General features: G+C 61.8%; 23 protein-coding genes. 11 read left to right on the top strand and 12 right to left on the bottom strand.

Annotation, left to right across the window (positions count from 1 at the left end; translation table 11 throughout):
- The first annotated feature begins 4 nt into the window (after positions 1-4).
- From B5D62_RS24090 to B5D62_RS24075, 4 genes are all read left to right on the top strand, one after another.
- Positions 5-922: a CobW family GTP-binding protein gene (locus B5D62_RS24090; protein ID WP_085936584.1), complete on the top strand. Its 918-nt coding sequence runs from the start codon at positions 5-7 to the stop codon at positions 920-922.
- A complete protein-coding gene (locus B5D62_RS24085; RefSeq protein WP_085936583.1) occupies positions 919-2,442 on the top strand; it encodes an MFS transporter in 1,524 nt (507 codons plus the stop codon). Before B5D62_RS24090 ends, B5D62_RS24085 begins: the two co-directional genes overlap by 4 nt.
- Before the next feature lie 304 nt (positions 2,443-2,746).
- Positions 2,747-3,130, top strand: a complete 384-nt coding sequence (locus tag B5D62_RS24080; protein WP_139374061.1) for a hypothetical protein — start codon at positions 2,747-2,749, stop codon at positions 3,128-3,130.
- Positions 3,131-3,133: 3 nt separating this feature from the next.
- Entirely contained in the window at positions 3,134-3,736 is a 603-nt protein-coding gene (locus B5D62_RS24075; RefSeq protein WP_085936581.1) for a TIR domain-containing protein, read from the top strand.
- A 90-nt stretch (positions 3,737-3,826) separates the two neighbouring features.
- Here the strand turns inward: B5D62_RS24075 and B5D62_RS24070 are convergent, their stop codons facing one another.
- A complete protein-coding gene (locus B5D62_RS24070) occupies positions 3,827-4,477 on the bottom strand; it encodes an SLOG domain-containing protein (RefSeq protein ID WP_085936580.1) in 651 nt (216 codons plus the stop codon).
- A 2-nt stretch (positions 4,478-4,479) separates the two neighbouring features.
- Positions 4,480-5,640, bottom strand: a complete 1,161-nt coding sequence (locus tag B5D62_RS24065; RefSeq protein WP_085936579.1) for a toll/interleukin-1 receptor domain-containing protein — start codon at positions 5,638-5,640, stop codon at positions 4,480-4,482.
- Between the two features lie 288 nt (positions 5,641-5,928).
- On the opposite strand from B5D62_RS24065, the gene B5D62_RS24060 reads away from it, so the two are divergent.
- On the top strand, positions 5,929-6,438 hold the full coding sequence (locus tag B5D62_RS24060; RefSeq protein WP_170921101.1) for a TIR domain-containing protein: 510 nt from the start codon (positions 5,929-5,931) through the stop codon (positions 6,436-6,438).
- A gap of 133 nt (positions 6,439-6,571) precedes the next feature.
- On the opposite strand, the gene B5D62_RS24055 is transcribed toward B5D62_RS24060, so the two are convergent.
- The 3 genes from B5D62_RS24055 to B5D62_RS24045 form a co-directional block, all read right to left on the bottom strand.
- The gene (locus tag B5D62_RS24055; RefSeq protein ID WP_085936578.1) at positions 6,572-7,666 is read right to left on the bottom strand and encodes a hypothetical protein; all 1,095 of its coding nucleotides are present in this window, start codon (positions 7,664-7,666) and stop codon (positions 6,572-6,574) included.
- Positions 7,667-7,668: 2 nt separating this feature from the next.
- The gene (locus B5D62_RS24050) at positions 7,669-8,304 is read right to left on the bottom strand and encodes a hypothetical protein (RefSeq protein WP_139374059.1); all 636 of its coding nucleotides are present in this window, start codon (positions 8,302-8,304) and stop codon (positions 7,669-7,671) included.
- A 92-nt stretch (positions 8,305-8,396) separates the two neighbouring features.
- Positions 8,397-9,011: a TIR domain-containing protein gene (locus tag B5D62_RS24045; RefSeq protein ID WP_085936576.1), complete on the bottom strand. Its 615-nt coding sequence runs from the start codon at positions 9,009-9,011 to the stop codon at positions 8,397-8,399.
- Between the two features lie 211 nt (positions 9,012-9,222).
- On the opposite strand from B5D62_RS24045, the gene B5D62_RS24040 reads away from it, so the two are divergent.
- Both B5D62_RS24040 and B5D62_RS24035 read left to right on the top strand, forming a co-directional pair.
- Entirely contained in the window at positions 9,223-9,612 is a 390-nt protein-coding gene (locus B5D62_RS24040) for a helix-turn-helix domain-containing protein (protein ID WP_085936575.1), read from the top strand.
- Complete coding sequence (locus B5D62_RS24035) at positions 9,605-10,471, top strand: ImmA/IrrE family metallo-endopeptidase (RefSeq protein WP_170921100.1); 867 nt, start codon at positions 9,605-9,607, stop codon at positions 10,469-10,471. The genes B5D62_RS24040 and B5D62_RS24035 overlap by 8 nt, the downstream gene beginning before the upstream one ends.
- A 461-nt stretch (positions 10,472-10,932) precedes the next feature.
- On the opposite strand, the gene B5D62_RS24030 is transcribed toward B5D62_RS24035, so the two are convergent.
- From B5D62_RS24030 to B5D62_RS24005, 6 genes are all read right to left on the bottom strand, one after another.
- On the bottom strand, positions 10,933-11,628 hold the full coding sequence (locus B5D62_RS24030; RefSeq protein ID WP_085936573.1) for a cytochrome c biogenesis CcdA family protein: 696 nt from the start codon (positions 11,626-11,628) through the stop codon (positions 10,933-10,935).
- Position 11,629: 1 nt separating this feature from the next.
- The gene (locus B5D62_RS24025) at positions 11,630-11,890 is read right to left on the bottom strand and encodes a glutaredoxin family protein (RefSeq protein ID WP_085936572.1); all 261 of its coding nucleotides are present in this window, start codon (positions 11,888-11,890) and stop codon (positions 11,630-11,632) included.
- 3 nt (positions 11,891-11,893) lie between these two features.
- Entirely contained in the window at positions 11,894-12,307 is a 414-nt protein-coding gene (locus B5D62_RS24020) for a heavy metal-responsive transcriptional regulator (protein WP_085936571.1), read from the bottom strand.
- Positions 12,308-12,442: 135 nt separating this feature from the next.
- Positions 12,443-13,672 carry an MFS transporter gene (locus tag B5D62_RS24015; RefSeq protein WP_085936570.1) on the bottom strand — a complete coding sequence of 410 codons (1,230 nt, stop codon included), beginning with the start codon at positions 13,670-13,672 and terminating at the stop codon, positions 12,443-12,445.
- 17 nt (positions 13,673-13,689) lie between these two features.
- A complete protein-coding gene (locus B5D62_RS24010; protein ID WP_085936569.1) occupies positions 13,690-16,143 on the bottom strand; it encodes a heavy metal translocating P-type ATPase in 2,454 nt (817 codons plus the stop codon).
- 27 nt (positions 16,144-16,170) lie between these two features.
- Positions 16,171-16,386, bottom strand: coding sequence for a heavy-metal-associated domain-containing protein (locus B5D62_RS24005; RefSeq protein WP_085936568.1), 216 nt, complete (start codon positions 16,384-16,386; stop codon positions 16,171-16,173).
- Between the two features lie 489 nt (positions 16,387-16,875).
- Here B5D62_RS24005 and B5D62_RS24000 point away from each other — a divergent pair, with 489 nt between their 5' ends.
- From B5D62_RS24000 to B5D62_RS23990, 3 genes are all read left to right on the top strand, one after another.
- Entirely contained in the window at positions 16,876-18,696 is a 1,821-nt protein-coding gene (locus tag B5D62_RS24000; protein WP_231714922.1) for a cytochrome c/FTR1 family iron permease, read from the top strand.
- A 290-nt stretch (positions 18,697-18,986) separates the two neighbouring features.
- Complete coding sequence (locus B5D62_RS23995) at positions 18,987-19,541, top strand: TRAP transporter small permease subunit (RefSeq protein ID WP_085936567.1); 555 nt, start codon at positions 18,987-18,989, stop codon at positions 19,539-19,541.
- A 1-nt stretch (position 19,542) separates the two neighbouring features.
- Positions 19,543-20,916 carry a TRAP transporter large permease gene (locus B5D62_RS23990; RefSeq protein ID WP_085936566.1) on the top strand — a complete coding sequence of 458 codons (1,374 nt, stop codon included), beginning with the start codon at positions 19,543-19,545 and terminating at the stop codon, positions 20,914-20,916.
- A gap of 15 nt (positions 20,917-20,931) precedes the next feature.
- Here the strand turns inward: B5D62_RS23990 and B5D62_RS23985 are convergent, their stop codons facing one another.
- Positions 20,932-21,327 carry a MerR family transcriptional regulator gene (locus tag B5D62_RS23985; RefSeq protein ID WP_085936565.1) on the bottom strand — a complete coding sequence of 132 codons (396 nt, stop codon included), beginning with the start codon at positions 21,325-21,327 and terminating at the stop codon, positions 20,932-20,934.
- Positions 21,328-21,400: 73 nt separating this feature from the next.
- On the opposite strand from B5D62_RS23985, the gene B5D62_RS33070 reads away from it, so the two are divergent.
- Entirely contained in the window at positions 21,401-21,688 is a 288-nt protein-coding gene (locus B5D62_RS33070; protein WP_139374058.1) for a hypothetical protein, read from the top strand.
- Positions 21,689-22,170: the final 482 nt, after the last annotated feature.

Raw genomic sequence — 22,170 nt, 5'->3', positions numbered from 1 at the left:
TTCGATGACAAGGCAGATCCCCGTCACCGTGATCGGCGGGTACCTGGGTGCCGGCAAGACCACTTTGCTCAACCGCCTCCTTGCCGAGGCGCAGAACGTAAAGCTTGCCGTCCTGGTCAACGACTTCGGCAGCGTGAACATCGACGCCGCCCTGATCAGCAGCCGCGACGGCGAAACGATCAACCTCGCCAACGGCTGCGTGTGCTGCTCGATCGGCGACAATCTTGGACTGGCGCTGCACGACCTCGCCGAGCGTCCCGATGGCCCCGACCGCATTCTCATCGAGGCCAGCGGCGTCGCCGATCCCGCCAAGATCTCGCATTACGCCGAGAGCCATCCCCGGCTCGCGCTCGACAGCATCGTCGTGGTAGCCGACGCGGAGACGGTGCGCGCCCGCGCCGACGACAAGTATGTCGGCGACCTGGTGCGCCTGCAGCTTGCCGCCGCGGACGCGATCGTGCTGAGCAGGACCGACATCGTCGATGCCGAAACCTGCCGCGCCGTTCGCACCTGGATCGAGACCGAAATACCAGGCGCCCGTCTCGCCGCGTCGCATGATCTCGATCACGGGCAGATGTTCGTCACCCGAACCTTTGAAAGCGAATTGCCCCTCGACGGTGCGGCGTTGCGCGCGGCGCTCGCCGCGCTTCCGGCCGATGTGGTTCGCGCCAAGGGCATCGTGCGGTTGATCGAGGCACCCGATCGCCACTCCGTGCTGCAATTCGCCGGCCGTCGCTGGTCGCTGGAGCCCGACACCGCTGAGGTCGGCCCCTTGGAAAGAAATCGCAGCGTGATCGTCTGCATCGGCCTCGCCGGATCGATCGACCTGGCGCGCCTCGACGCCTGCTTCGCCGGCGTGCTGCCCTCGGCTCTCCCGGCGGCGCTCATTGACGAACTGCATCAGGGAGCCCTCCGGTCATGAACGACATCGCGCGAAAGTCGGCCGCAGGCGCTGCCTTGCTGGCACTGGTCGGCGCCTCTCTGCCCATGAATCTCGATCCGGCGATCCACAACATCGCCGTCGTCGGCGCGGGCAACGCCTTGCACATGACGGGGACCGAGCGCTCCCTGGTCGCCAGCCTCGGCACGCTCTGTACCGCCGCCACGATTCTCGCCACAGGCAGCCTGGGCGACCGGTTTGGTCGCAAGAAGGTGATGCTGCTTGGCCTGCTCGTCACCCTGGCCGGTGGCGTGCTTGCCGCGCTGGCCCAGAACCCGCTCGTCTTCGCCCTGGGTCGCGCGGTGTCCGGCGTCGGCTTCGCCGCCTCCTTCGGATTGTCCTTCGCGCTGCTGCGCACGATCGCGAGCGACCCGGAAGACCTGGCGCGGATCGTCGCGAAGTGGCTGGCCTTGCAGACCTTCGCCATCGTGATCCTGTGCGTGGCTGGCGGATACCTGGCCGGCATCAGCTGGCGGGCAGCCTATCTGGTGGGGCCGCTGGTCGGCATGATGGCGCTGGTCTGGTGCCTGAAGGTCGTCCCCGAAGCGAAGGATCCGGATGCCGGCCGCTTCGACGGCCTGGGTCTTGTCCTGGTGGCGCTCGGCCTGGTCAGCGCCCTTTACGCCGTCAGCAACGCGGCATCGTCGGGCTGGGGCAGCACCAAGGTGATGGCCCCTCTGCTGGCGGGGCTGGTGTTGCTCGCAGCCTTTGGCGTCTGGGAATGGCGCTCGGCCAATCCGGCCTTTCCGATCCGCTCCTTCACCGATCCCGAGCTGATGGTTGGCGCCCTCTCCGGCATCGGGTTCAACGTCGGCAACGCGGTGCTCGCCATCCAGCTGTCGCTGCTGTGGCAGTATGTCTATCGCTACAAGCCGATCGAAGTGAGCCTGGGACAATTGCCATTCATCGTCGCCTGCATCGCCGCGGCGAGCTGGGCGGGCCGGCTGGTGGCGAAGGGCGTCTCGATGCGACTGCTGGCGCCGGCGGGACTGCTGGCGATGGCGGTCGCGCTGGCGGCCATGGCCTTTGCCGGTTCGGCGACTCCGTACGGAATGTTCATCGTTCCGCTGCTTGCCGCCGGAACGGGATTGATGCTGACGCAGGCGCCAACCGCCAATGTCTTCGTCTCCAAGCCGCCGCCGGCACTGGTCGGCGCGGTCGGCTCCTCGCGCACCGCGTTCGGCCAGTTCGGCTTCGCCTTCGGCTTGGCTCTGAGCTCCTCCCTCCTCTACGGTCTGTTCAATCCGACGCTGCGGCAGCGTCTCGAGGAAGCCGGCGCCCCACCCGGCGAACAGGCCCAGGCCATCGGCATCCTGCAGTCCTATGTGCAGACGGGAAATACCGACAACTTCAATCCCGATATCGTGCACCAGGTCATCGCCAGCGGGACCGAGGCCTATCTCTCGAGCTACCGCGCCACGATGTTGATCATGGCCGCTCTCGTCGCCGTCATCGCCGTGCTCTGCCTGTGGATCCTGCCGCGCCGTACCGCCAAGGCCTGATCACGCAATGCGCGGCGGCAGGAGGAACGAGGCTCGCATGCCAAAAGGATGGCGTCCCAGCGTGGATGAAACTGATAACTACGTCTCCGCGGGAGCGCTATGAAATTCCCGCCACTCTCGGCAAGACTTGCGCCTGACAGGCCAGAAGCCGCCCAAAATACTACGATCCGCGGGCCAACGCCATCAGGCGGCCCGATCAGGCTCAAGTGGCACCTGACCGTCTCGGACCGAAATCCACATTGAACTGTGCTGTGAGGAAGCTTCCAATGGTTGTATGGCATATGACCGTGCGAAGCACCTTGAGATGATCGGCAAGGCGATTGAGCGAATGGACAAGGCAGCGTTCTCGTTGAAAGCGCTGTCGCCCGCTGCGCTGGGCGTCGCGCTAGTCCTCATCGAACGCAAAGTGCCAGCATGGCTTGCTCTGGCAGCCGCCGCTCTAGCCGTATGCATCTACTGGTATCTCGATGCGCAGTACCTTGGCCGGGAGCGCGCATTCCGGAAGCTCTATGACCGCGTCAGAAAGGGCGAACTCGACGATGATCCGTACGTCATGGACGTGGCCGCTGTGTTTGGCGAACAGCCGGTTTGGTCATGTCTGAAGGCCGGCGCTGTCATCGGGGTGCACGGCGCCACGCTGCTTCTCCTCGGCATCGCGTTCATCGCCCTTAGCCTGTTGAAGACCTGACCCGTGGCGCGGAACGTATTCTTCAGTTTCGACTACGACGATGTGATGGCAGTGAACATCGTCCGCAATTCCGATGTCGTGCGGGCTGCCAACGTAAAGCGTCCTTTCTCGGATCGTAGCTTGTACGAGGCCGCAAAGAACACTCCCGGTGCGATCAAGCGGGCCATCGATAGCGCGGTCGACGGAACGAGCGTGACGGTCGTTGTGACCGGCGAACACACTTGGCGAAGCTATTGGGTTCGTTATGAGATTGCAAAGAGCCTCGAGCGCGGTAACGGCTTTATCGTTGTCGATATCGACGGTGTAGGGCCGCCTCCAACCCCAAACCGAGGTCCAAACCCGCTCGATAGCATGATGTTGGCGCCGTCGTATGATCGGACCGGCTTTGCCATCATGGAGTGGGATGGTTCGAAGTACGTCGACTACAAACTACTAGGCTATGCTTCCAATGCGACTGCAAAATATCCTGGGCGCTTTCTGACAGGGGGTGCATATGCCCTGTCTCAGCGGTTTCCGCTTCGACAGCACTGGCGCCTGCTGCAGATGTACTTTCCCAGCACCATCGAACAGGCGGCGCGGGATGCAGGTTGGAATCCCTCGTCCTGAAACTCCGGGACGGAGCATTCGAGCTCTTATGGAGCTGCGGCAAGGGTCTTCCATGTTGCCCGAGAGAATGATGTCACAGAGAAGCGAGAACTACCCGCCACGGCGGTATAGGCGCTCGGCCATGTCCGCTGGCTGGTCCTTAGGCTGGCGGTATCGTTGCTCCCGCGTCTGAATATGTAGCTGGCGGTGGAAGAGCGCGACATAGTCGAGGTCGGTGCGAAGATCCGATGAAGCAGGTACGGTCCGGCTCGCCAGCTCCAGCGTGGCACCTCCCGTCGAAGCGACGGGAACAACGGCGGCATCAGGCTGGTAGTGATGGAAGAGCTCATGCTCCTCGAGAATGCCCTCCATCCCGCCAATGAACACGGCGGCCTGAAACCGTTGCTCTTGAAACATCCGATCGCGCATGCTGCGAAGACTGGCTCTTCGATCATTGTCCACGGGGTCGACGAAGACTACGTTGCCAAAACGCGCATTCTCCTCCGGAAAATCGTCTTCGAAGAACTTGCTTTGGTAGAGCTTGACCCAAGTCGCGTAGTCGACATCCATGCTCTCGGCCGCAACCCATATCATTGGCGTGATGGCCGGATGTCCGCCCCAGACCAGCAAGCGACGTCCAAGTGTCACGTACACCAGAGCCGTGACAGCCGCGGTAATGGCGACCGGGTCAGCGGTCGCCGCAAACTGCGGGGCCCGCTTCGGATCGGGCACACTGGCGGAAAGAAAGATGACATCGGCCATGATCAGCTTTCCCATGCGGCCAGAGCCCAGCCTATCTCCGCGGTCTTGATTGCGCGAACCGCCTTGATGTTGTCGTCGAGCCACTTCAGGTGCGCCACCCATGCTTCGGAAATGCCAACATGGTCGTAGACCAAGATTGGCGTCTCGCGCTGGTCGGCGCGCCGGGCCTTCTCCGCAACATCATTGAGAAGCTCGGCGGTCGGAATGCCGACAATGGGGTAGGCCCATACCTTCCGATCATCCAACAGCCGGATGGCGATCGACCGGTGTGAGCCGATCGCCGTGATCGCGCCGCCGATACGATCAACATCGGCACGTAACCGCCCGGTGATCGACATGTAACGCGACGCAATGCTGCGGCTTCGCAGCCGCTCCACAGCAAGCGCGATGCGGTCCGAAGTTGCCTCCTCAATGGGGCCGTCCACACCGGCCAGGTCCGCCTTCTCCAGATAGATGGTCTCGGCCATGTCGGTCAGACGGCTGGGCGAATGGTCCGGCCATACCACCCGCAACACGTGAATCTCCTTGGCTCTGGCACGGCCGATCTCATGGCGCGTCCATTTGCTTTCGAAGTAGGTCGGCGTGTCGAGCATCACTAGAACATCCGAATCGCAGAGACGGTGCCACAAGACGTCCTGGAAGGGCTCCCCTGGCCTCACATCGTGCGTGTCAAGGAACACGTCGAATCCTCGCGACGTCAACAGATCATGTAGTTGCATCGCCGCGCTACGAGACTCAATTCGACGGTAGCTGATGAATGCCCGCCTCTGACGGCGCAGCAGGCCTACACATTCGAGTAATCCTGCAGCGAGCGCCGCCATCTCGGGGTCATCAGCCCGCCGCCGCAAGCCGTTGGCAAAGTGCAACTGAGCAGGAATCTGCGTAGCAAAGTCGGCTCCTTCAGCGATTGTCGGGATTACGGGCGCGCTCGTCCGAATCAGTTCATCGACGGCAGCCAGGTCCGTGTTGGCATCTCCCCCGAAATAGACCGCCGCGAAGGCCGCGCGCCGATCGCGGTTGGGAACCGAAGTACCGTCGTGGACCACGACATCGACGCCGATGCGCAGGCCAAAGTCGTCCACCATGTCTTGGACCGTCTGGAGCAAGCGCGACCGTTGGGCATCGGTGGCATCGCCAAGAACAGCGAGCTCGTACAGGCTCAAGTTAGCGCTCCAGTATCTGACTCGTCATCGCCGCTCGCGGGCGATCGGATGCCAACTTATCGATCTTGCGAACGGCTGGCGATAGGTAGTGTGGGTCCGCAACCGACTCTGTCTCAGCAGCCGGAAAGATTGCACGAGCACGAAACGCGCCCTATGGTTGTGCTGTCGTTGAGAGTCGAGGTTGCATGAACGGATCGGTGGCACATGGCTTACTTCACCATCACGGAGGCTCGTAGTGCCGCCGCGCGCGCACCCGGCTTTCAGCCCCTGCGCAAGAGCGCCTCACAGATGCTCTCCGAGGAAACGGCGGCGGTTCGCGAGACGGATCGTTTCGATATCTTCCTATCGCACTGCGTCGCCGACGCAGACGTGATCTTGGGCGTAAAGACCCTGCTCGAGGAGGCAGGCAACAACGTCTACGTCGACTGGATCGTCGACTCGCAGCTCGAACGAAGCCGAGTCACACCAGCCACAGCCGATGTTCTCCGGAGCAGGATGAGACAATCGGAATCGCTTTTCTTCGCCACGTCGACAAGTTCGCCTGACTCGAAATGGATGCCCTGGGAACTCGGCTACTTCGACGGTCTTCGACAGGGACGTATCGCCATTCTGCCGCTAGTGGCCACCGAGGGCGCGGCCTTTCTCGGCCAGGAGTATCTCGGACTCTATCCCAAGGTCGAGCGTTTGGAGAGGAGGAACGGCCGCTCGGACGTCTTTGTAACCAAGGGCGCGGGGACACAGACCTTTATGGAGCTCTCGGCCTTCAAGTCCGGTTCGTCGACATTCAGGAGCTACTGAACATGATGTCGTTTCTGCCTGAGAACGACGCAGAGCGCGGCGTCTCTCGTGTGTTGCGCCTAGCAACTCCGCGGGTCGGGCAACGGCACCTCAATGACTGTGCCGCTGTGTCAGACAGCGCACCCCTCCTCTTCTAGATGCCCAACAGTTCGCCAATTTTGTTTCGAGATGACCACCTTGGCAGAGCGATCGAACGACGTTCTATCCGGACTGCATCTGTTGCCCCTACCCGCGCAAAGGCCATACGAGATACCGAGTAGGCGGTGAGTTGCATGCGCTTGCGCAGCCATTGCGTGATGGTCTGGAGATTCGCGAGCTCAAAGAATCTGTTCGCTGCCGCGAGCCGGTCCGTGAGGCGGTCGGCGGCCTGGACGATGCTCCCCGCCTTCCCTAGCAGCTCGGATGCCTCCGAAAGCGTGTCGCTCCCGACAAGGCCGAACTTGGCTTGAAGATGCTCGCAGGCATCAGCCAGATTGCGCGCTTCCACGCTGGGCGATCCACCATAGAGCAGAAATGCGCCACCTTCGATACGACCGAGCGACTTGGTCATCCTCTTGAAGATCGGCTTCGTGTCGGGGTTCTTCGAGTATTTCTGCCGATCGTCCCTGGCAATCTCGGCCGCTATGTCGCGAATGCGCTCGGTGAGTTCCAGCGTGCCTCCCGACGCCTGCAACACCTTTGTGAGAATGGAGACGAGTTCCGGCATCTTCGCGTCGAGTTCATTCCTCAGGCTGGTGAACTCTCGGAGGCAGGGGTGCTCGATGAGGCCCAGCAGGAAGGAATGCAGAAGCGGTAGCGCGGCTTCCAGCCCTTCAAGACGGACGAGCAGATCGTGCCGGCTCATGCGATGCGAGAAGGCTTCTTCGCGATCAGTCCATCGAAAGCCAAACTGTTTCTCTCCGCAGTCGCAGCCAAGGAGTATGCGAGAGCCGTCGGCATACCTGGCGACGTTTCCCCTCCAGTGGATGGGACGAAAGCAATGAGCGCAACGTACATAGGGCCGACTTTGACCCTTGGGCGGCGTCAGGTCGTAGCGGTACTCAATTTCCGGGACCTCCTCCTTGGCAGGCACCCGCAAGTGAAGATTCGGCAGCGCCTCTGGATCGCTGATCCAGAACCGGCGCGACATCAGCTTGCGATCGTCGTCGCTGAGTCCTTCCCGGAAGCGCCCTGCTGCCGTTGGCCTACGTTCAACCGGGCCATCCAGATAGGTGTCAGTCTGGCTCATCTTCAGATGCCCTTTGCCAGTTGGGTTCGTGCCCTGTCGAACAGGCTGCGCCGCTTCATGCCGAGGCGGTCGATCTCCGCGGTCAACGCCAGCAGGCCCTGCAGGGCCTTCGGGTGACACTTGCCGAATGGTTCGCCGGAGCCGCAGATGCAGGCCCGGTGCTCCTTCGGGCGCCTCAGCTGCTTGTCGAACTCGAGCCAGTTTTTCTCCCTGACGAAGTACGGGACGATCGTCTCGATATCGGTGTTCGTCAGCGGCTCGTCGTTGTCGGCGTAAAATTCCAGGAGCCCGACGCTGCCGTGGGCACGCTCGCCCCAAGGCCACCGTCCGTGGCGATCATAAAAGGCCAAGCCATACAGATAGTCGCGGGCTAGGCCGTCGATGAAGAAAGACAGGTCCGAGCTGGGCGGAAATCGGGTGGCCTCCTCCTGTTTCACGCACACGCAGGCCGACCCATTGTCCGGATTGCGATGGAGGTCCCGCGTGTCGGCGAGTCCCCTTTTGGCGGCGATGGCGTTGGTGCGTCCGCCGGTCTCGTACAGCGCCGGCACGCGGTCAGAAGCAGGGTTTGCCTTGGTGATCCGGACGTCGAACCGCTCGTTGATGATCTCCCCTTCGTACTCGGCGTTGATCAGCACGCCGCCCTCCACCGTGCCCGGACCGGTTCGGACAAGCTGAGGGTGGCGTGCCATCGCGGCCGCCACCTCCTCGTCGGAGAAGGCAGACGTCTCTACCGCGCCCACGGCTCGGCGGGCTTCCGGATGACCGCCGGCTCGGCCGCGGGCAGGACCGCCGGCTCCGGCACGGGCGTCGAGCGGATGAAGGGCGCCGCCACCTCGGCCTTCATCAGATTCGTCTCACCGTCGTAGGCATCGCGCGCCTCGTAGGCCTCCTCCACCCAGTCTCCGAGGTTCCCGCGACCGTCGTCGGAGACCCAGTCGTACATCTTGACGATGGAGGAGAGCGGCGTGCCGTCCGTCAGCTTCATCGCGGCGAAGGGGTTGGCTCCCGGCGCGTCGGTCTCCCGGTCCTGGTTCTTCATGGCGTGGATGCGCACGCCGACCAGGGCGTTGCCGCGTTCCCAGCTCTTGCGGATCTCATAGTCGACCCAGTCGCGCTCGGCCGTCTCGGCACCGATCAGGACCACGGTCACTGAAGTGTCCTTCAGCTGGTCGTTGATCCACCGCTTGATGGCGGCGTCGCCCTGCCGCTCGATGGTTTCCCAGTCGACGGAATCGATGACGCCGTACTCGTCCTCGTCGGCGATCACGTTGCTGTTGCGAACCTGCGCGGCGCGCCAGGCGTCACGCTTGTAGTGAAAACTGTAGAAGACCTTGCGGGCCATCGATTGTCCTTGCTCAGAGGGGTTAAGACACTGTCCGACCCCGGTCACCGCTTTGCCGCAACCTCAAGGTATGCGGCGCATTGTCTGGCTGGGCAACGGACGACTACACTGCTACATCTGGATTGGTCAGTAATACTGACCATTTCAACCAGGTCTGTTGCCTGGATGGACAACAGTTAGGGAGCGAAATTTCGCTCGTCAAGGAGGGGCCATGGCTCAATCCGCATTTGGAATCTTCTTGCGCAAACTGCGAGAGAGACGGGGCCTATCGCTCAGGGAACTGGCACAGCTCGCAGGAATCGATCATGCCTACGTCTACCGTCTGGAGACTGGGGAAAAGGAGTCGCCCTCGGATGAGACTCTGACGAAGCTGATCAGAGCCCTCAAAGCCCTGAAGCGCGAGGGCGACATCCTCCGATACCTCGCCGTCAATCAGAGCGTCAGCGCCGGGCTGGCGGAGTACGTGCTGGAGGATCAGACTGTGTCGCCCGAGGAGCTCAAGATGGCGGCGCACATGGCGTACCGCGGGTCCGCCCGACCGGACTACAAAACGACCATCGAGCGAATACGGCGCATGCTGGGAGACGAGGAGCGTGGATGAACTGTCGGTCGTGCTGAAGGCCCGGGGCCTCGTGAACAAGGTGGCGCCCACGGCCGCGCCGGTGCCCGTCGAAGCATACGTCGCGGAGATCGGCGCGGTGCTGCGCAAGGACAGCAGCCTGGGGCCGGAAGAAGCCGGCTACTCCTTCCCGAAGGGCGATCGACACTACATCTGCGTCAACAGCAACGACCGCCCCGAGCGCCAGCGGTTCACCATCTGCCACGAGATCGCCCATATCGTCCTGGGACTTCCGTCGGAACACGAGCAGCTGCCGTGGTGGAGCTACGCGAGGAGACCCTTCAACGAGATCCTTTGCGACGTGTTCGCCGCCGAGCTGCTGCTGCCCTACGGGCCTTTCAAGCGGTTCGTGGACAAGGCCGATCTCGGGCTCGCCGCCGTCGAGGAATTGGCCGGCCGCTTCGACGCATCCATGAGCGCCACTGGCTCTCGGTTTGCCGCCGTCGCAGGATGTCCCTGCGCATTCGTCCTCTCGGAGAAGGGCGCCGTCCGGTACGCTTCTCGGTCCACCACGCTTCGGCAAGCAAACGCATGGATCACGCCGCGCATGGCCCTGCCCGCCGGCTCGGTGTGCGCCCGCCTGCACGCGGGCGGCACGTGCGATGGCCCGGAGGAAACGGCAGCGAACCTCTGGTTCAGCTCTTGGGATCGCGGCGGGACCCTCCTTGAAGACGCCCGTCACTTCCCGCAGTGGGAGCAGACGGTTGCACTGCTCTGGTCCGAGGACGAGGAACTACCGACGCCGGCCACGGGGCGAAGCCGGGAGCGCGAGGCGGAGGAACATGGGCTGGCTGAGCTGGACGGCATCCTGCCGTGGCCCGGGAAGAAGCGGCGCCGATGAGCTCAAGCCGTTTTCCGATTGCCAAGCTGGCATCGGCAACTACCCGGCTCAAGCAGGTAACTCCAAGCGTCTTTCGTTGAAGGTGCCGGCGAGACGCACGCCCAACTTTCCGTAGGTTCAAATCGGGGGCCCGCAACCAGCTTTACTTGCTTCTTCGGGCTGCCGCCTAGGCTCGAAGCGCGAGCCCGCAACTACCGAGACCGACATTCGTTGATGGTCCCGATTTGACGCATGGTATCCGTTTTCCAGCCTGCTTGTGCAGACACAACCATCCCTTTTCTTCGCTAGAGTCACCGACTCTCGCACAGGCTGTTCTACCGGCTATGTCCCACCCCTGTTTGTGGAATTCAGTCCCGGTGAACAACATCGCCGCTGCGAAGAGGAGAGAGGCCGGGAAATCAAGAGGGTCAAGAGGGGCCTGTCAGCGGATCGTAGTGCCAGCCCGTCAAGATCCGCGAAACTCAACCTGCGAACGCCGGAATCCAAAAGAAATATGCATTCAGCATATAGAGACCGGACAGAATCAGGATCAATCCGCCAACTGTCTCGAAGGCACGTCGATACGGGTCCAGGCCGCGCAAATTCTCGAGCCAGCCGACGCTGATGGCGCCGACGGCAACGGGGAGCGCCCGTCCGACAGCGAAGGCAAGAAGCAGCGCGGCGCCCATCCAGGGCGAGCCAAGTCCTACAGTTGCTCCGAGAAGGACGACGAGCGCCGGCGTGCACACCGGGCAGATCGCAACCGAGAATACCGCTCCGAGAAGGAGCGCGCTCCAGATCGCCGACGGCCGCCTGGCCTTCAGGGCAAACGCCGGGAGCGGCAATCGGACCCAGCCTGCCCACATGAGTCCCAGCAGGATGAGGAACGGACCGACCACCAGCCCCCATTCCCGTCCCAGCAGAGAGGCCACCCACTGACCGCCGAGCCCGGCGACGAAGCCCATCGCTGTGTGCACGACAAGCATGCCGACGATAAACACCGTGCCGAACAGGATCGCCTGCTTCTTCTCGCGGGCCCTGGTCACATAGGCGAGCGACACCGGGATCGCGGCTATGGCGACGGGATTGAAGCTGAACAGAAGACCGGCAAGGAAGCCGAGCCCAATGGCCGCAATGCCGGCATTGGCAACGGCCTGTTGAAGGGCGTCGGGCGCCACTTCAATGCCCCCGGAGGTTTCGGCCGATCAAGGCGGCTCGCAGTTGCCGCGGCGTCGGCAAGGTGGAGAACACGAGTTCGCCGTCGATCACGACGGCCGGCAACGACAACACGCCGCGCTCGACGGCGTAGTCCATCTCGTCGAGCACATTGACTTCGCGCCACTCTAGGCCAGTGACTGCCGTTTCCGCGGCGGCCTTGAGGCTCTCTCTCGCAGCGGCACAGCGGCTGCATCCTGGAGCATGGAACAGCTCGATCTTCATGGCTCAGTGCACCCGGCCAACGGCTTGCTCCAATGCCGCAATGATGGTGCATTCCTCGACCGGATGCGCCTCGTTGGCGCAATCGGCAATGAGGCGATCGAGCGCCTTGGACATGGATTTCATGGCCTTGATCTTGTGCTCGATCTGAAGCTTCTTCTCGATGGCGCGTTTGCGTACGTCACCGCAACAGGCGGCATCGCGATTGCGCAACACGAGGAGGTCGCGGATCTCGGTCAGCGTGAAGCCGCAATGCTGCGCCTGCTTGATGAAGTGAATACGCCGCGCCGAATCCTTGTCGTAGAGGCGATAGCCGCTCTCGGTCCGGTCAGCCGGCTCGATCAATCGTTCACGTTCGTAATAGCGCAGCGTATCCGTGCTCGTTTTCGCGAGTGCAGCCAGCTTGCCAATCGTCAACATTTGTTCCCTCCAAGGCAACTTTAGACCTTGGAGTATACTCCAGGGTCAATCCTGGCATTAACGGTTCAAATGGTCTGCGAGCCAGGTTCGGAACGACTGAGTTCGGGCCTACAAGGTCGACCTGCCTCAGTCTGATCAAGGTGCGGTTGGCGCTGTTCGAGACGGGACCTCGGAGCGAAAGAGGACGATGGATAGCGCCGCTAGCAGTAGCTCGATGCCTGCGAATATCCCGAAGGCGGTCCCGAAGCCAAGCCGAAGCAGTTCGCCGAAGATGAGGCTGCCGAGCCCGAAGCCCACGAAAAGTGTGAAGACGTTCAAGCCCATCGCCTGCCCGGCGCGCTTCCCGCCGAGCGAGGTGACGATCCCCGCGAAGAGCGGCTGGGTCATGTCGTAACCCAAGGACAAGATCATCGCGATCATCGGCGCGAGGAGTATGGGAAAATCGAGAATCAGGAGTGCAGCAGCCAAGGCGCTCAGTCCGAGGCCGATCGGCAACAATCGAGCACGGCCAAAGCGGTCCGCTGCCCGGCCGATCAATGGCCCGAACAAGAAGCCTGGCACACCATAGCCCAGAAGCGCCAAGCCAATGCCAACGAGTCCAACGCCGTAGCGCTGCTCGAAATACACGCCGAGCCACGTGAATACGCCAGAATGGAACATCGAATTGGCGAAGACATAGCCGTAGGTGCGCTGCCCGCGCGGTGTACCCAGCAGACCCTTGTAGCCACGGAAGAGATCCCCAAGGGTCCCCGTCACGGGCTGGGCCGCGGCAGCAATGATGGCTCTGTAGGGCAGGAGGACGAGCAGGAGCGCCGCACCAGCGATGCCGACCACAACAAACAGACCTTGCCAGCCAACCACCGGGACAATCAGTGCACCTAACGGCGAACCGAAGGCCATGCCACCGGCCATCGCGCCGAACAACCAGCCAAGCGGGCGGCCCCGCTGTTCGTATGGATAGAGCCGGCCTACCAGTGCCAAGGCGAGTGGAACGACGCCGCTCGCGCCGATTCCGGTCACCATTCGCCACAGCGCGAGCTGTTCAACCGATTGCGCCGTAGCGGTCAAGACGGTGAGCGCCGCAAACGCCGCCAGGGACGCAAACATGATGCGGTGAATGCCGAGCCGATCCGCCAGAAGGCCGTATGCGAGGGTCGCAACTCCGTAAGGAATCAGATACGCGGGAACGATAAGTCCGACCGTCTCGACCGACGTTCCGAAAGCGTTAGACAGCGCCGGTATGAGCGGCGCCACCATATAGGCTTGGAAGAAGATGATGAACGTCGCTGCAGCGAGCGTCCTGAGGAGACGCTCGCGCTGATGGCCGCTGACCGCGCTCGCCTCCTTTCGCTGTTCTCCGGTCATGTTCCTCCTCGCCTTACTCAGGCTACCCGAAGCGAGACGGGAGCGATGGGTCGCCCGACACTTTGGATAGTGTCGAAAAACAGCCGTGGGCTGCCCCAGAGCGAGTTGATGAAGATGGCCGTCACGCTCACGGCCATCGCCACCATTGCCCATACGGGGTGGATCAGGCCGGTCGCTGCGAGCGGGATGCCAACGCCATTGAACAGAAAAGCCAGTACGACGTTCTGGACCATCTTGCGGTAGCTGCGGCGGCTGATCTCGCGCGCCTCGGGGAGGGCGCCGAGCCGGTTGGATAGTATAATGATGTCGGCCGCCTCGATGGCGATATCGGTGCCGCCGCCCATCGCGATGCCAATGTCAGCCTGCATCAGGGCGGGGGCATCGTTGATGCCGTCGCCGACCATGGCAACTCGCGCATCCGCCTGAAGCTCCCGAACGATGGCCGCTTTGCGCTGGGGCAATATGCCGGCATGGACTTCATCGACGCCCACCTCGCGGCCCACCCGTTGCGCCGCGCGTTCGTTGTCTCCGGTGACGAGGATGGTCGAGAGGCCGGACTTGCGCAGGCTGGCGACGGCTTCGATCGCATCCGGCCGCAGCGTGTCCCCCAGAGCGACGATGCCCAACGCTCGCCCTTCGTTCGCAACGGCAATCACGGTCCGCCCCGCCGCCTCGAGTATTTCCATTCGCTTCTGAAGGAGCGAAAGGTCGACGGCCCGGTCGGTGAGGAAGCGTGGGCTACCGACGATAGCCTCGCCGCGGCCGATTTGGGCGACAACGCCCTGTCCCGGGAACGCCTGGAACGAGGCCACCTCGGGCGGTGTAACACCGCGTTCGAACGCTGCCTTGACGACGGCCTGGGCGAGCGGATGCTCGGAAGACGCTTCCACCGCGGCCGCAATGGCCAGGAGCTCGGCTTCGCTTCCTCCGGCCGTTTCAACCTCGCGAACCGTGGGGCGGCCTTCGGTCAGCGTACCCGTCTTGTCGAGGATGATCCTCCTTACGAGCCTGAAGCCCTGAAACGCTTCGCCGGTGCGCATGAGGATGCCCCGTTCGGCGGCTTGACCCGCGCCGCGCACAATGGACAGCGGTGCGGAGATGCCCACGGCGCAGGGATAACCCATCACCAGGACGCAGAGGCCGGCAAAGATGGCGCGCTCGATGTCGACTTGCCCGGTAGCGAGCCACGAACCGGCAAGCCATCCGACGGCGGCCAACGCCGCGATCACCAGGACCGCCGGCGTATAGACCCGCAGCACGCGGTCGATGAGATGGAGCATGCCGGGCTTTAGCGCCCGCGCGTCCTCGACGTGGCGGATCACCTGATGGAGGAAGCTGCCTTTCCCCACAGCCGTGATCCTTACCAACAGCGTGCCAGTGCCATTGATCGATCCACCGATCACCGCGTCACCCTCACGCTTCTCGACGGGAACGGCCTCGCCGGTTACCAGAGACTGGTCGACGCCGGAGTGTCCGTTGACCACGGTACCGTCGGCCGGGATGCGTTCACCTGGACGAATTCGCACGCGCTCGCCGAGCTCTACTTCCTCGATCGGAACTTCAAGCTCCAGGCCGGCGCGCACGACCCGCGCCGTTTCCGGCTGCAGATCAAGCAGACGCTTCACGGCCTGCGAACTGCGCGTCTTGACGATGAGCAAGAGCCACTCTGAGAAAATGTGATAAGTGCCGACCATCACCGAGACAGCAAAGAAAGCTGCGGTCGGATAGTCGGGTCGATCCAGCACCAATCCGATGACACCACCCGCCATGCCGGCGAAGGCGCCGATCTCCAGCAGGACGTGCTGGTTGAGGATGCCGCGCCGCAGCGCCTGGACGGCCATGTGCAGGATATGCCTGCCCACTCCGACGATCAGCACGACGGCCAACGCACCAGCCAGCCAGGGCGCGGCGCGGGTCAGGTGTCCTGCCAGATTGAGATAGAGCACCGACAGCGCCATGACCGTGAGGCCCGTCGCTGCGCCGATCGCGATCCACAAACCGGTCGATCGAAGGACGAGGAACACGAATCCACCGAGACTGAGGCAGACCAGTGCCGGCAGAAAGCCGATCCAGCCGACCGTTGGATCAGCGATGATAGGGATGGCCGCAACACTGAGAACGACCGCGAGCACGAACCGCCGCGCTTCGTGCACGAGATCGCGCTCTTCGTCCTCGAAGGCGCGAAGCTTGCGCGGATCGGAGATCGTGTAGCCGATGTCGCGCAAGGTTTGCAGCAAATGCTCGGGACGCGCGACCGCTGGATCGTATTCGACGAGCGCCTGCTCGTGCGTGAGGCTCACCGCCACCTTGTCGACGCCCGGCATGCGGCCAAGCGCTTTCTCGATGGTGCCGGTGCACAGCGAGCAATGAAGGCCCCCGATGCGAGCGCGGATCTTCCGTCGATCAGGGCGACTCGACGGTTCTTCGCTCCAGGGTTGGAAAGTGGATTGAGCCAGAGTTGCGGTGGTCATTGCTTGCACCAGTGAATGCGACGATCGCTATTCGTGGGCGACGACGCGAAAGCCAGCGTCGTGAACCAGCGCGACAAGACGATCTTCGGTTACGGTCTGCGGATTGAAGAGGATGCAGGCTTCGGCCTGTGAGAAGGAGACAGTAGCTGCCTGCACGCCAGGTAGTTTCTCGGCCAGCGCCTTGATCCTGCCGGCGCAGCCATCGCAGTTCATCCCTTCGATCTTGAATGTCGCGGATTTCATTCATCGGCTCCCGGTGAAGTGCTGTCGACGAGCGTAACCTAACCCCTGGAGTTAGCTCCAAGGTCAAGGGAACTCGTGGTTCGGAGGTCATGCAACGCATCGCGGTGCCGATGATCGGGGGGATGGCAAGTTCGGCGGCGATCACCTTGCTCGTGATCCCCGCGATCTATGGATTGGTGATGGGATGGCACCTAACCACTACATCGGAGCCGGTATTCAATCTCGACCCCCAAGAGGTCGCCCAGGCTTCCCTCGCACAACGAGTGCAAAGCGCAGTCGCCTGTCGACTGAATTGCATGAAGGCGTGGGCGGCTCGATCATTCAGTCAGCGCAACCGTCATTGCGAGAGAGTCGCATTTGCGATACGAAGTCGAGATGTTCACTCGTGCGATCGCGCTTTGCGTCCTGCTCATCGCCAGTCTCATCCCAGTAACAGCAATCCGTGCCGATAACGCCAACGTCCTCACCGTGTGGCGGCTGCTCGACTACATGGCGATCGACTATCGGGAGGCTGTACGTGACGGAACGATCATCAGCGAGAACGAATATGCAGAGATGGTCGAATTCGCCGGCTCTGTGAAGGATAGGCTCGAGACCCTCCTGCCGTCTGCCGCGAAAGCGGAGCTGCAACGACAAGCGGTCGACGTTCAAGCCGCGATCGGCCGGAAGGCGGCGCCTGAAGTTATTGCCACCTTGGCTCGATCGCTGGCTGCCGACTTGATCAAAGCCTATCCAGTTCCCTTGGCGCCAAGCGCCGTTCCCGATTACGCGCGTGGCCGAGCTCTCTATGCCGAGAATTGTGCGAGCTGCCATGGCGCCACCGGCAATGGCAAAGGCGTTGCCTCGGCCGGCCTGGACCCGGCCCCGATCGCCTTTACGGACAAGGACCGCGCCAACGAGCGCAGTATTTTCGCGCTCTACCAAGTGATCGAGCAGGGTCTTGACGGCACCAGCATGGCAAGCTTCGGCCATCTGCCACCGCAAGACCGGTGGGCCCTGGCATTTTATGTCGGCTCGCTGGCCTATCCGGCTGAGGATGCCGCCAAAGGCGAGCAGGTTTGGAAGTCAGACGCCGACCTGCGCCAACGCACCACTTTGGTGAGTCTGGTCGGAGAGAGGCCGGCAACGCTCGCGACCAGCCTTGGCGACGACAAGGCTGATGCGATCACCGCCTACCTGCGCCGCAATCCTTCAGCAGTCGTCCAGCTGTCGACCGCATCACTCACGCTGGCCCGAACGCGGCTCGGCGAGGCGGTCCTTGCCTATGAAAAGGGGGATCGCCGCGCTGCGACCGATCTGGCCTTGTCGGCCTACCTCGACGGGTTCGAGCCGATCGAGCCAATCCTGTCGACCCGCAATCATGCGCTGATGGTAGGGATCGAAGCCGGGATGGGTGAACTGCGTGCTGCCATTACGCGCGGCGCCGCCGTGGAAGGCATACGCGCACAGGCCAAGGCCCTGGAGAACTTGTTCAACGACGCCGAAGCTGCACTCGACCCCCAGCATGCCTCGATGTCGTCCAGCTTTTTCGCCGCATTCACGGTCTTGCTGCGTGAAGGCCTTGAGGCACTGTTGATCGTGGTCGTCATGCTCACCCTCCTGCGCAAGGCGGAGCGACACGAAATCCTGTCCTATGTACACGGTGGCTGGATCGCGGCGCTGGTAGCGGGCGTCCTTACCTGGGCAGCAGCGACCTACCTCATCGCAATCAGCGGGGCAGACCGCGAACTCACCGAGGGTTTTGGATCGTTGCTCGCGGCAATTGTTCTGTTGTGGGTAGGTATCTGGATGCATGGCAAGAGCCAGGCGGATGCCTGGCAGCGCTACATTCGAGACAAGCTCGGGCAGGCGCTTTCGCGAGGATCCACCTGGGGCCTGTTCGGCCTCACCTTCGTCGTTGTTTACCGCGAGGTCTTCGAGACCATCCTGTTCTACACGGCCATCTGGAGCGAGGAGCATGGCTGGGCAGTCATCGCCGGTGCAGGCACGGCCATCATCGTATTGACGGCCATCGCCTGGGCGTTGATGCGCTACGGTCGTGCCCTGCCAGTCGGAAAATTCTTCGCCTATAGTTCGGCCTTGCTTGCCGTCCTGTGCGTCGTGCTGGTCGGCAAAGGCGTATCGGCCTTGCAGGAAGCCGGATGGTTGCCGATGAGTCCCCTCCCTGGCGTTATCCGCGTGGCAATCCTCGGCCTCTACCCGACAGTCCAGGGTGTTTCAGCCCAGGTCGCGATGGCCGCCTTGCTCTTGATTGGCTTCTGGAACAATCAGCGTCTCGCTTCCGCGGAGCGCAGGGATTCACAGGGCTGAAGCGGCGCACTATTTCGCGTTCAGAAGGTGCCAAAGCACTCCCTTGTCGCTGCACATCCGTCGTTTGATCCTCATGCACGCAGCCATCAGAGCTGCGGCGTCATGATTCATGGCGTGGACACAGTCTAATCTTCTGAAATGCAGTAACAGTGAAATCGACAGCCGAATGCTGAGGATACATTCGTTCTTGATCCTCTAGCGGCTACAGGGTGCACCATCTCTTAGATCTACCGGCAGCAGTGGTCTCCCTGCCGGCATACCCATTTGCGGACTGAAGCGGGGCGACTGACATGCGTGGGTTGCTAAGTATCGCACATGCAATCGACGGTATGAATAGAACCGTTGCGCAGTACGTGCGCTGGGGATTGCTCGCGAACGCCATTCTCATCACGGCAAACGCTCTGAGCCGAAAATTCTTCTCGCTGGCGTATGCGTCGGCGTTCGATCTCCAATGGCAGTTTTTCGCCGCCGTTGTCTTGTTGATGGCTGCCTATACCTTTCAACGAGACGAGCACGTGCGCATCGACATCCTGGCTGGCCGGCTAGGCGAACGGGGCCTTGCCTGGCTCGACCTCATTGGAATTTGCCTCGTTCTCCTGCCGGTGTGCGCCGCACTCGTTTGGGTGAGTTTGCCGCAATTCGTTATCGCCTTTCTTTCCGGCGAGAGCCGGGCGACGCGAGAAAGCACGAGCCACATTCCCGCATGGATCATAAAGGGCTTCATACCAGTTGGCTTCTTCCTGCTCGCGCTGCAGGGCATCGCCGAAGCCATCCGCTGCGCTGCCTGTCTCAGGGGCATTCTTCCGCGGCCGATGCACCGGCACCGGCTGATCGAGGACCGTTGATATGACGGAAATCCTTGCGCCGGCGATGTTCCTCTGTCTCGTGATGGCACTCTTCGCCGGGTTTCCGGTTGCCTTCTCGCTCGCAGCGGTCGCTGGCGTTTTCGGCGCCATCGGCGTCACGACGGGCCACTTCAACGTTACTTTCTTGAACAATATGCTCTTCCGCATTCAGGGGACGTTCAACAACGACAACCTGCTAGCGCTGCCGCTCCTGATTTTCATGGGAATGCTGCTTGAGCGCACAGGCATAGCCGAGGATATGTTTGTTGCGCTCAATCGTCTATTTGGGCGTCTGTCCGGTGGGTTAGCATACACAACCATTGTTGTTGGTGCAGCCCTCTCTGCGATCACCGGCTTCGTTTCAGCGTCGGTGGTGGCTATCGGGCTGATCTCGCTGCCCGTGATGCTGCGTGCAAAGTACGATCCGAAACTCGCCACGGGGGTAGTTGCTGCGGCCGGCACGCTCGCCCAGGTCATTCCGCCAAGCCTCGTTCTCATCATTCTGGCAGAACAGCTCGAAGTGTCTCTTCTCGAGATCTATCGAGGCGCGCTCTTGCCGGCGGCGCTCCTCGTCGCTTTGTATCTGTCGTACATCTTCCTCGTCACGCGCCTGTCGCCCGAGCGCGCTCCTTCCACATTGGGCGGGGATGTCGCGCCACAGTCGCAGTTAGTCCTTGAGGTTATACGCGCGGCCGGCCCGCCTTTGGGTATCGTTTCTGCCGTGCTGGCAGCGATCTGTTTTGGCATAGCAACGCCGACCGAGGGCGGCGCCATTGGCGTCGTCGCTATCTTGCTGCTGGGACTGGCAGGGCGAAAGCTGACCGGGCGCAATCTTCGCCAAGCAATGGATGTCACCGGCATACTTTGTTCCGGCATCATTTTTCTATTGCTCGGGGCGTCCTTCTTCATGCTGGTGTTCCGTGGCCTTGAAGGTCACCTCTGGATCGAATCGCTCTTTAAGTTTCTGCCGGCAGGCCAAGTAGGCTTCATCGTTTTCGTCAACGTGGCGATATTCTTCCTGGCGTTCTTCTTGGATTTCTTCGAGATCGCTTTCATCGTGCTGCCGCTGATCGCGCCAATCGCGCGCCAGCTCGGCATCGACATGGTCTGGTTTACGGTGCTGCTTGCCGTCAATCTGCAGACCTCGTTCATGCATCCGCCATTTGGGATCGCGCTCTACAACCTCCGCAGCGTAACGCCGTCTTCTGTCCCTACATCGCAGATCTACTGGGGTGCCGTGCCGTTTCTCGTTCTACAGATTTTGATGGTTGGGCTTCTCATCGCGGTGCCGCAAATTGTGACGCGGGCGCCGGCATCGACGGCTGACCCGGGAGCGATCAACATCGAGCTGCCACCGCCATCTGCTGATAATTGAGCAACCGGCCGAAGATCAGTGCATATTGGTGAGAGCTTCGATCACGCGGCAATCACCGACGCGGCCATTCTTGCAAGCGCGCACCATGCGCCTTAGTTCGTCGCGCAGCACGATCAGGCGGTTCAGGCGACTTTCGACGGCTGCGAGCTGTGCAGAAGCTAGTTGCGACGCTGCCTTGCAGGACAGTTCAGGCCTCTCCTGCAAGGCAAGCAGCGCCCTTACGGAAATGAGCTCAAATCCCAACTCGCGCGCCTGGCGGATGAAGGCCAGCCGCCCGGTATCCTCGTGGCCATAAACCCTGCGGCCATTGGGGGCGCGGCGTGCCTTCGGCAATACGCCGGCGCGCTCGTAATAGCGAATGGTCTCAATGTGGACGCCGCTTTTCTTTGAAAGCGTACCAATGGACATCATGGCAACAGGCCCCTTGTTTCTATAGCCACTACAGGATTCATAATTGCGCTAACGCAGATCAAGGACAACCTCCATGAATAAGAATCCTCGACGCTTCCGTGCGGTAATCAGGGTACCAGCAAGGATTGCTCCTCATGCTTCCAAGATTGAAGGCACAGCGCCCAAAGTGCCGAGTGTAAACGATGTAGTGCTGTCGATTGCCTGGCAAGAGATGACGCCGCGGCTTGCCAACGGCAGCGTCGATACTTTGAAGGTGATTTCCAGATCGACACTCGACCATCGAGGTTCTCAGGGGAAAGGCTACTTAAGGGTCCACGCGGCCGAAACACACGAAATTTTAGCCGGTCGGAGTCGCTTCTGAATCTCTCGCAAAGCGGCCAGCTTCCTAATGCCTCGCGCGGCGTGAACAAAAAATCTATAAGAGCCAAAGTATCGACATCAACTTGTACATGTCGACGAATTGCCGCATCGCCCGCTCATAATTCTTCGGCGCAGCAAGCAGCTTCACGCCTTAGCACCGGTACCGCCGGATGCAGTATGCTGGCCCACTCTGCATCGTGCCCCAACCACCTGAATTTATTGAGCGCTCCAGGTTATTCTCTGGTTTGTGAGTGCGCTATGACGACCGCATTCACAAGCATAGCGTCAAGCAAGTGCAGTCCGAATGGATATTGTCCAACTGCCAATTCGGCCATTTCCACGCCAACTAACAGAACTGGAACACCTACATCATCAAGAAAAGATGCCCTTCCGGACAGTGACCGTGGCCAGCGAGGCGACCGTCAACAAGCCCGGTGGAGAGGATGCGGCGGCTGCGGTTCGCGGATGAACTCGGTGAAATCT

It is taken from the genome of Enhydrobacter aerosaccus, from assembly GCF_900167455.1.
Lineage (GTDB): Bacteria > Pseudomonadota > Alphaproteobacteria > Reyranellales > Reyranellaceae > Reyranella > Reyranella aerosaccus.
Note: the sequence above shows the minus strand (reverse complement) of the source record. Positions and strands in the feature narration are given on the sequence as shown.

Coding starts and splice junctions, on each gene's coding strand:
- B5D62_RS24090 (WP_085936584.1), top strand. CDS start 5: ATGACAAGGCAGATCCCCGTCACCGTGATCGGCGGGTACCTGGGTGCC.
- B5D62_RS24085 (WP_085936583.1), top strand. CDS start 919: ATGAACGACATCGCGCGAAAGTCGGCCGCAGGCGCTGCCTTGCTGGCA.
- B5D62_RS24080 (WP_139374061.1), top strand. CDS start 2,747: ATGATCGGCAAGGCGATTGAGCGAATGGACAAGGCAGCGTTCTCGTTG.
- B5D62_RS24070 (WP_085936580.1), bottom strand. CDS start 4,477: ATGGCCGATGTCATCTTTCTTTCCGCCAGTGTGCCCGATCCGAAGCGG.
- B5D62_RS24060 (WP_170921101.1), top strand. CDS start 5,929: ATGCTCTCCGAGGAAACGGCGGCGGTTCGCGAGACGGATCGTTTCGAT.
- B5D62_RS24055 (WP_085936578.1), bottom strand. CDS start 7,666: ATGAGCCAGACTGACACCTATCTGGATGGCCCGGTTGAACGTAGGCCA.
- B5D62_RS24045 (WP_085936576.1), bottom strand. CDS start 9,011: ATGGCCCGCAAGGTCTTCTACAGTTTTCACTACAAGCGTGACGCCTGG.
- B5D62_RS24040 (WP_085936575.1), top strand. CDS start 9,223: ATGGCTCAATCCGCATTTGGAATCTTCTTGCGCAAACTGCGAGAGAGA.
- B5D62_RS24025 (WP_085936572.1), bottom strand. CDS start 11,890: ATGAAGATCGAGCTGTTCCATGCTCCAGGATGCAGCCGCTGTGCCGCT.
- B5D62_RS24020 (WP_085936571.1), bottom strand. CDS start 12,307: ATGTTGACGATTGGCAAGCTGGCTGCACTCGCGAAAACGAGCACGGAT.
- B5D62_RS24015 (WP_085936570.1), bottom strand. CDS start 13,672: ATGACCGGAGAACAGCGAAAGGAGGCGAGCGCGGTCAGCGGCCATCAG.
- B5D62_RS24010 (WP_085936569.1), bottom strand. CDS start 16,143: ATGACCACCGCAACTCTGGCTCAATCCACTTTCCAACCCTGGAGCGAA.
- B5D62_RS24005 (WP_085936568.1), bottom strand. CDS start 16,386: ATGAAATCCGCGACATTCAAGATCGAAGGGATGAACTGCGATGGCTGC.
- B5D62_RS24000 (WP_231714922.1), top strand. CDS start 16,876: ATGGCGATCGACTATCGGGAGGCTGTACGTGACGGAACGATCATCAGC.
- B5D62_RS23995 (WP_085936567.1), top strand. CDS start 18,987: ATGCGTGGGTTGCTAAGTATCGCACATGCAATCGACGGTATGAATAGA.
- B5D62_RS23990 (WP_085936566.1), top strand. CDS start 19,543: ATGACGGAAATCCTTGCGCCGGCGATGTTCCTCTGTCTCGTGATGGCA.
- B5D62_RS23985 (WP_085936565.1), bottom strand. CDS start 21,327: ATGATGTCCATTGGTACGCTTTCAAAGAAAAGCGGCGTCCACATTGAG.
- B5D62_RS33070 (WP_139374058.1), top strand. CDS start 21,401: ATGAATAAGAATCCTCGACGCTTCCGTGCGGTAATCAGGGTACCAGCA.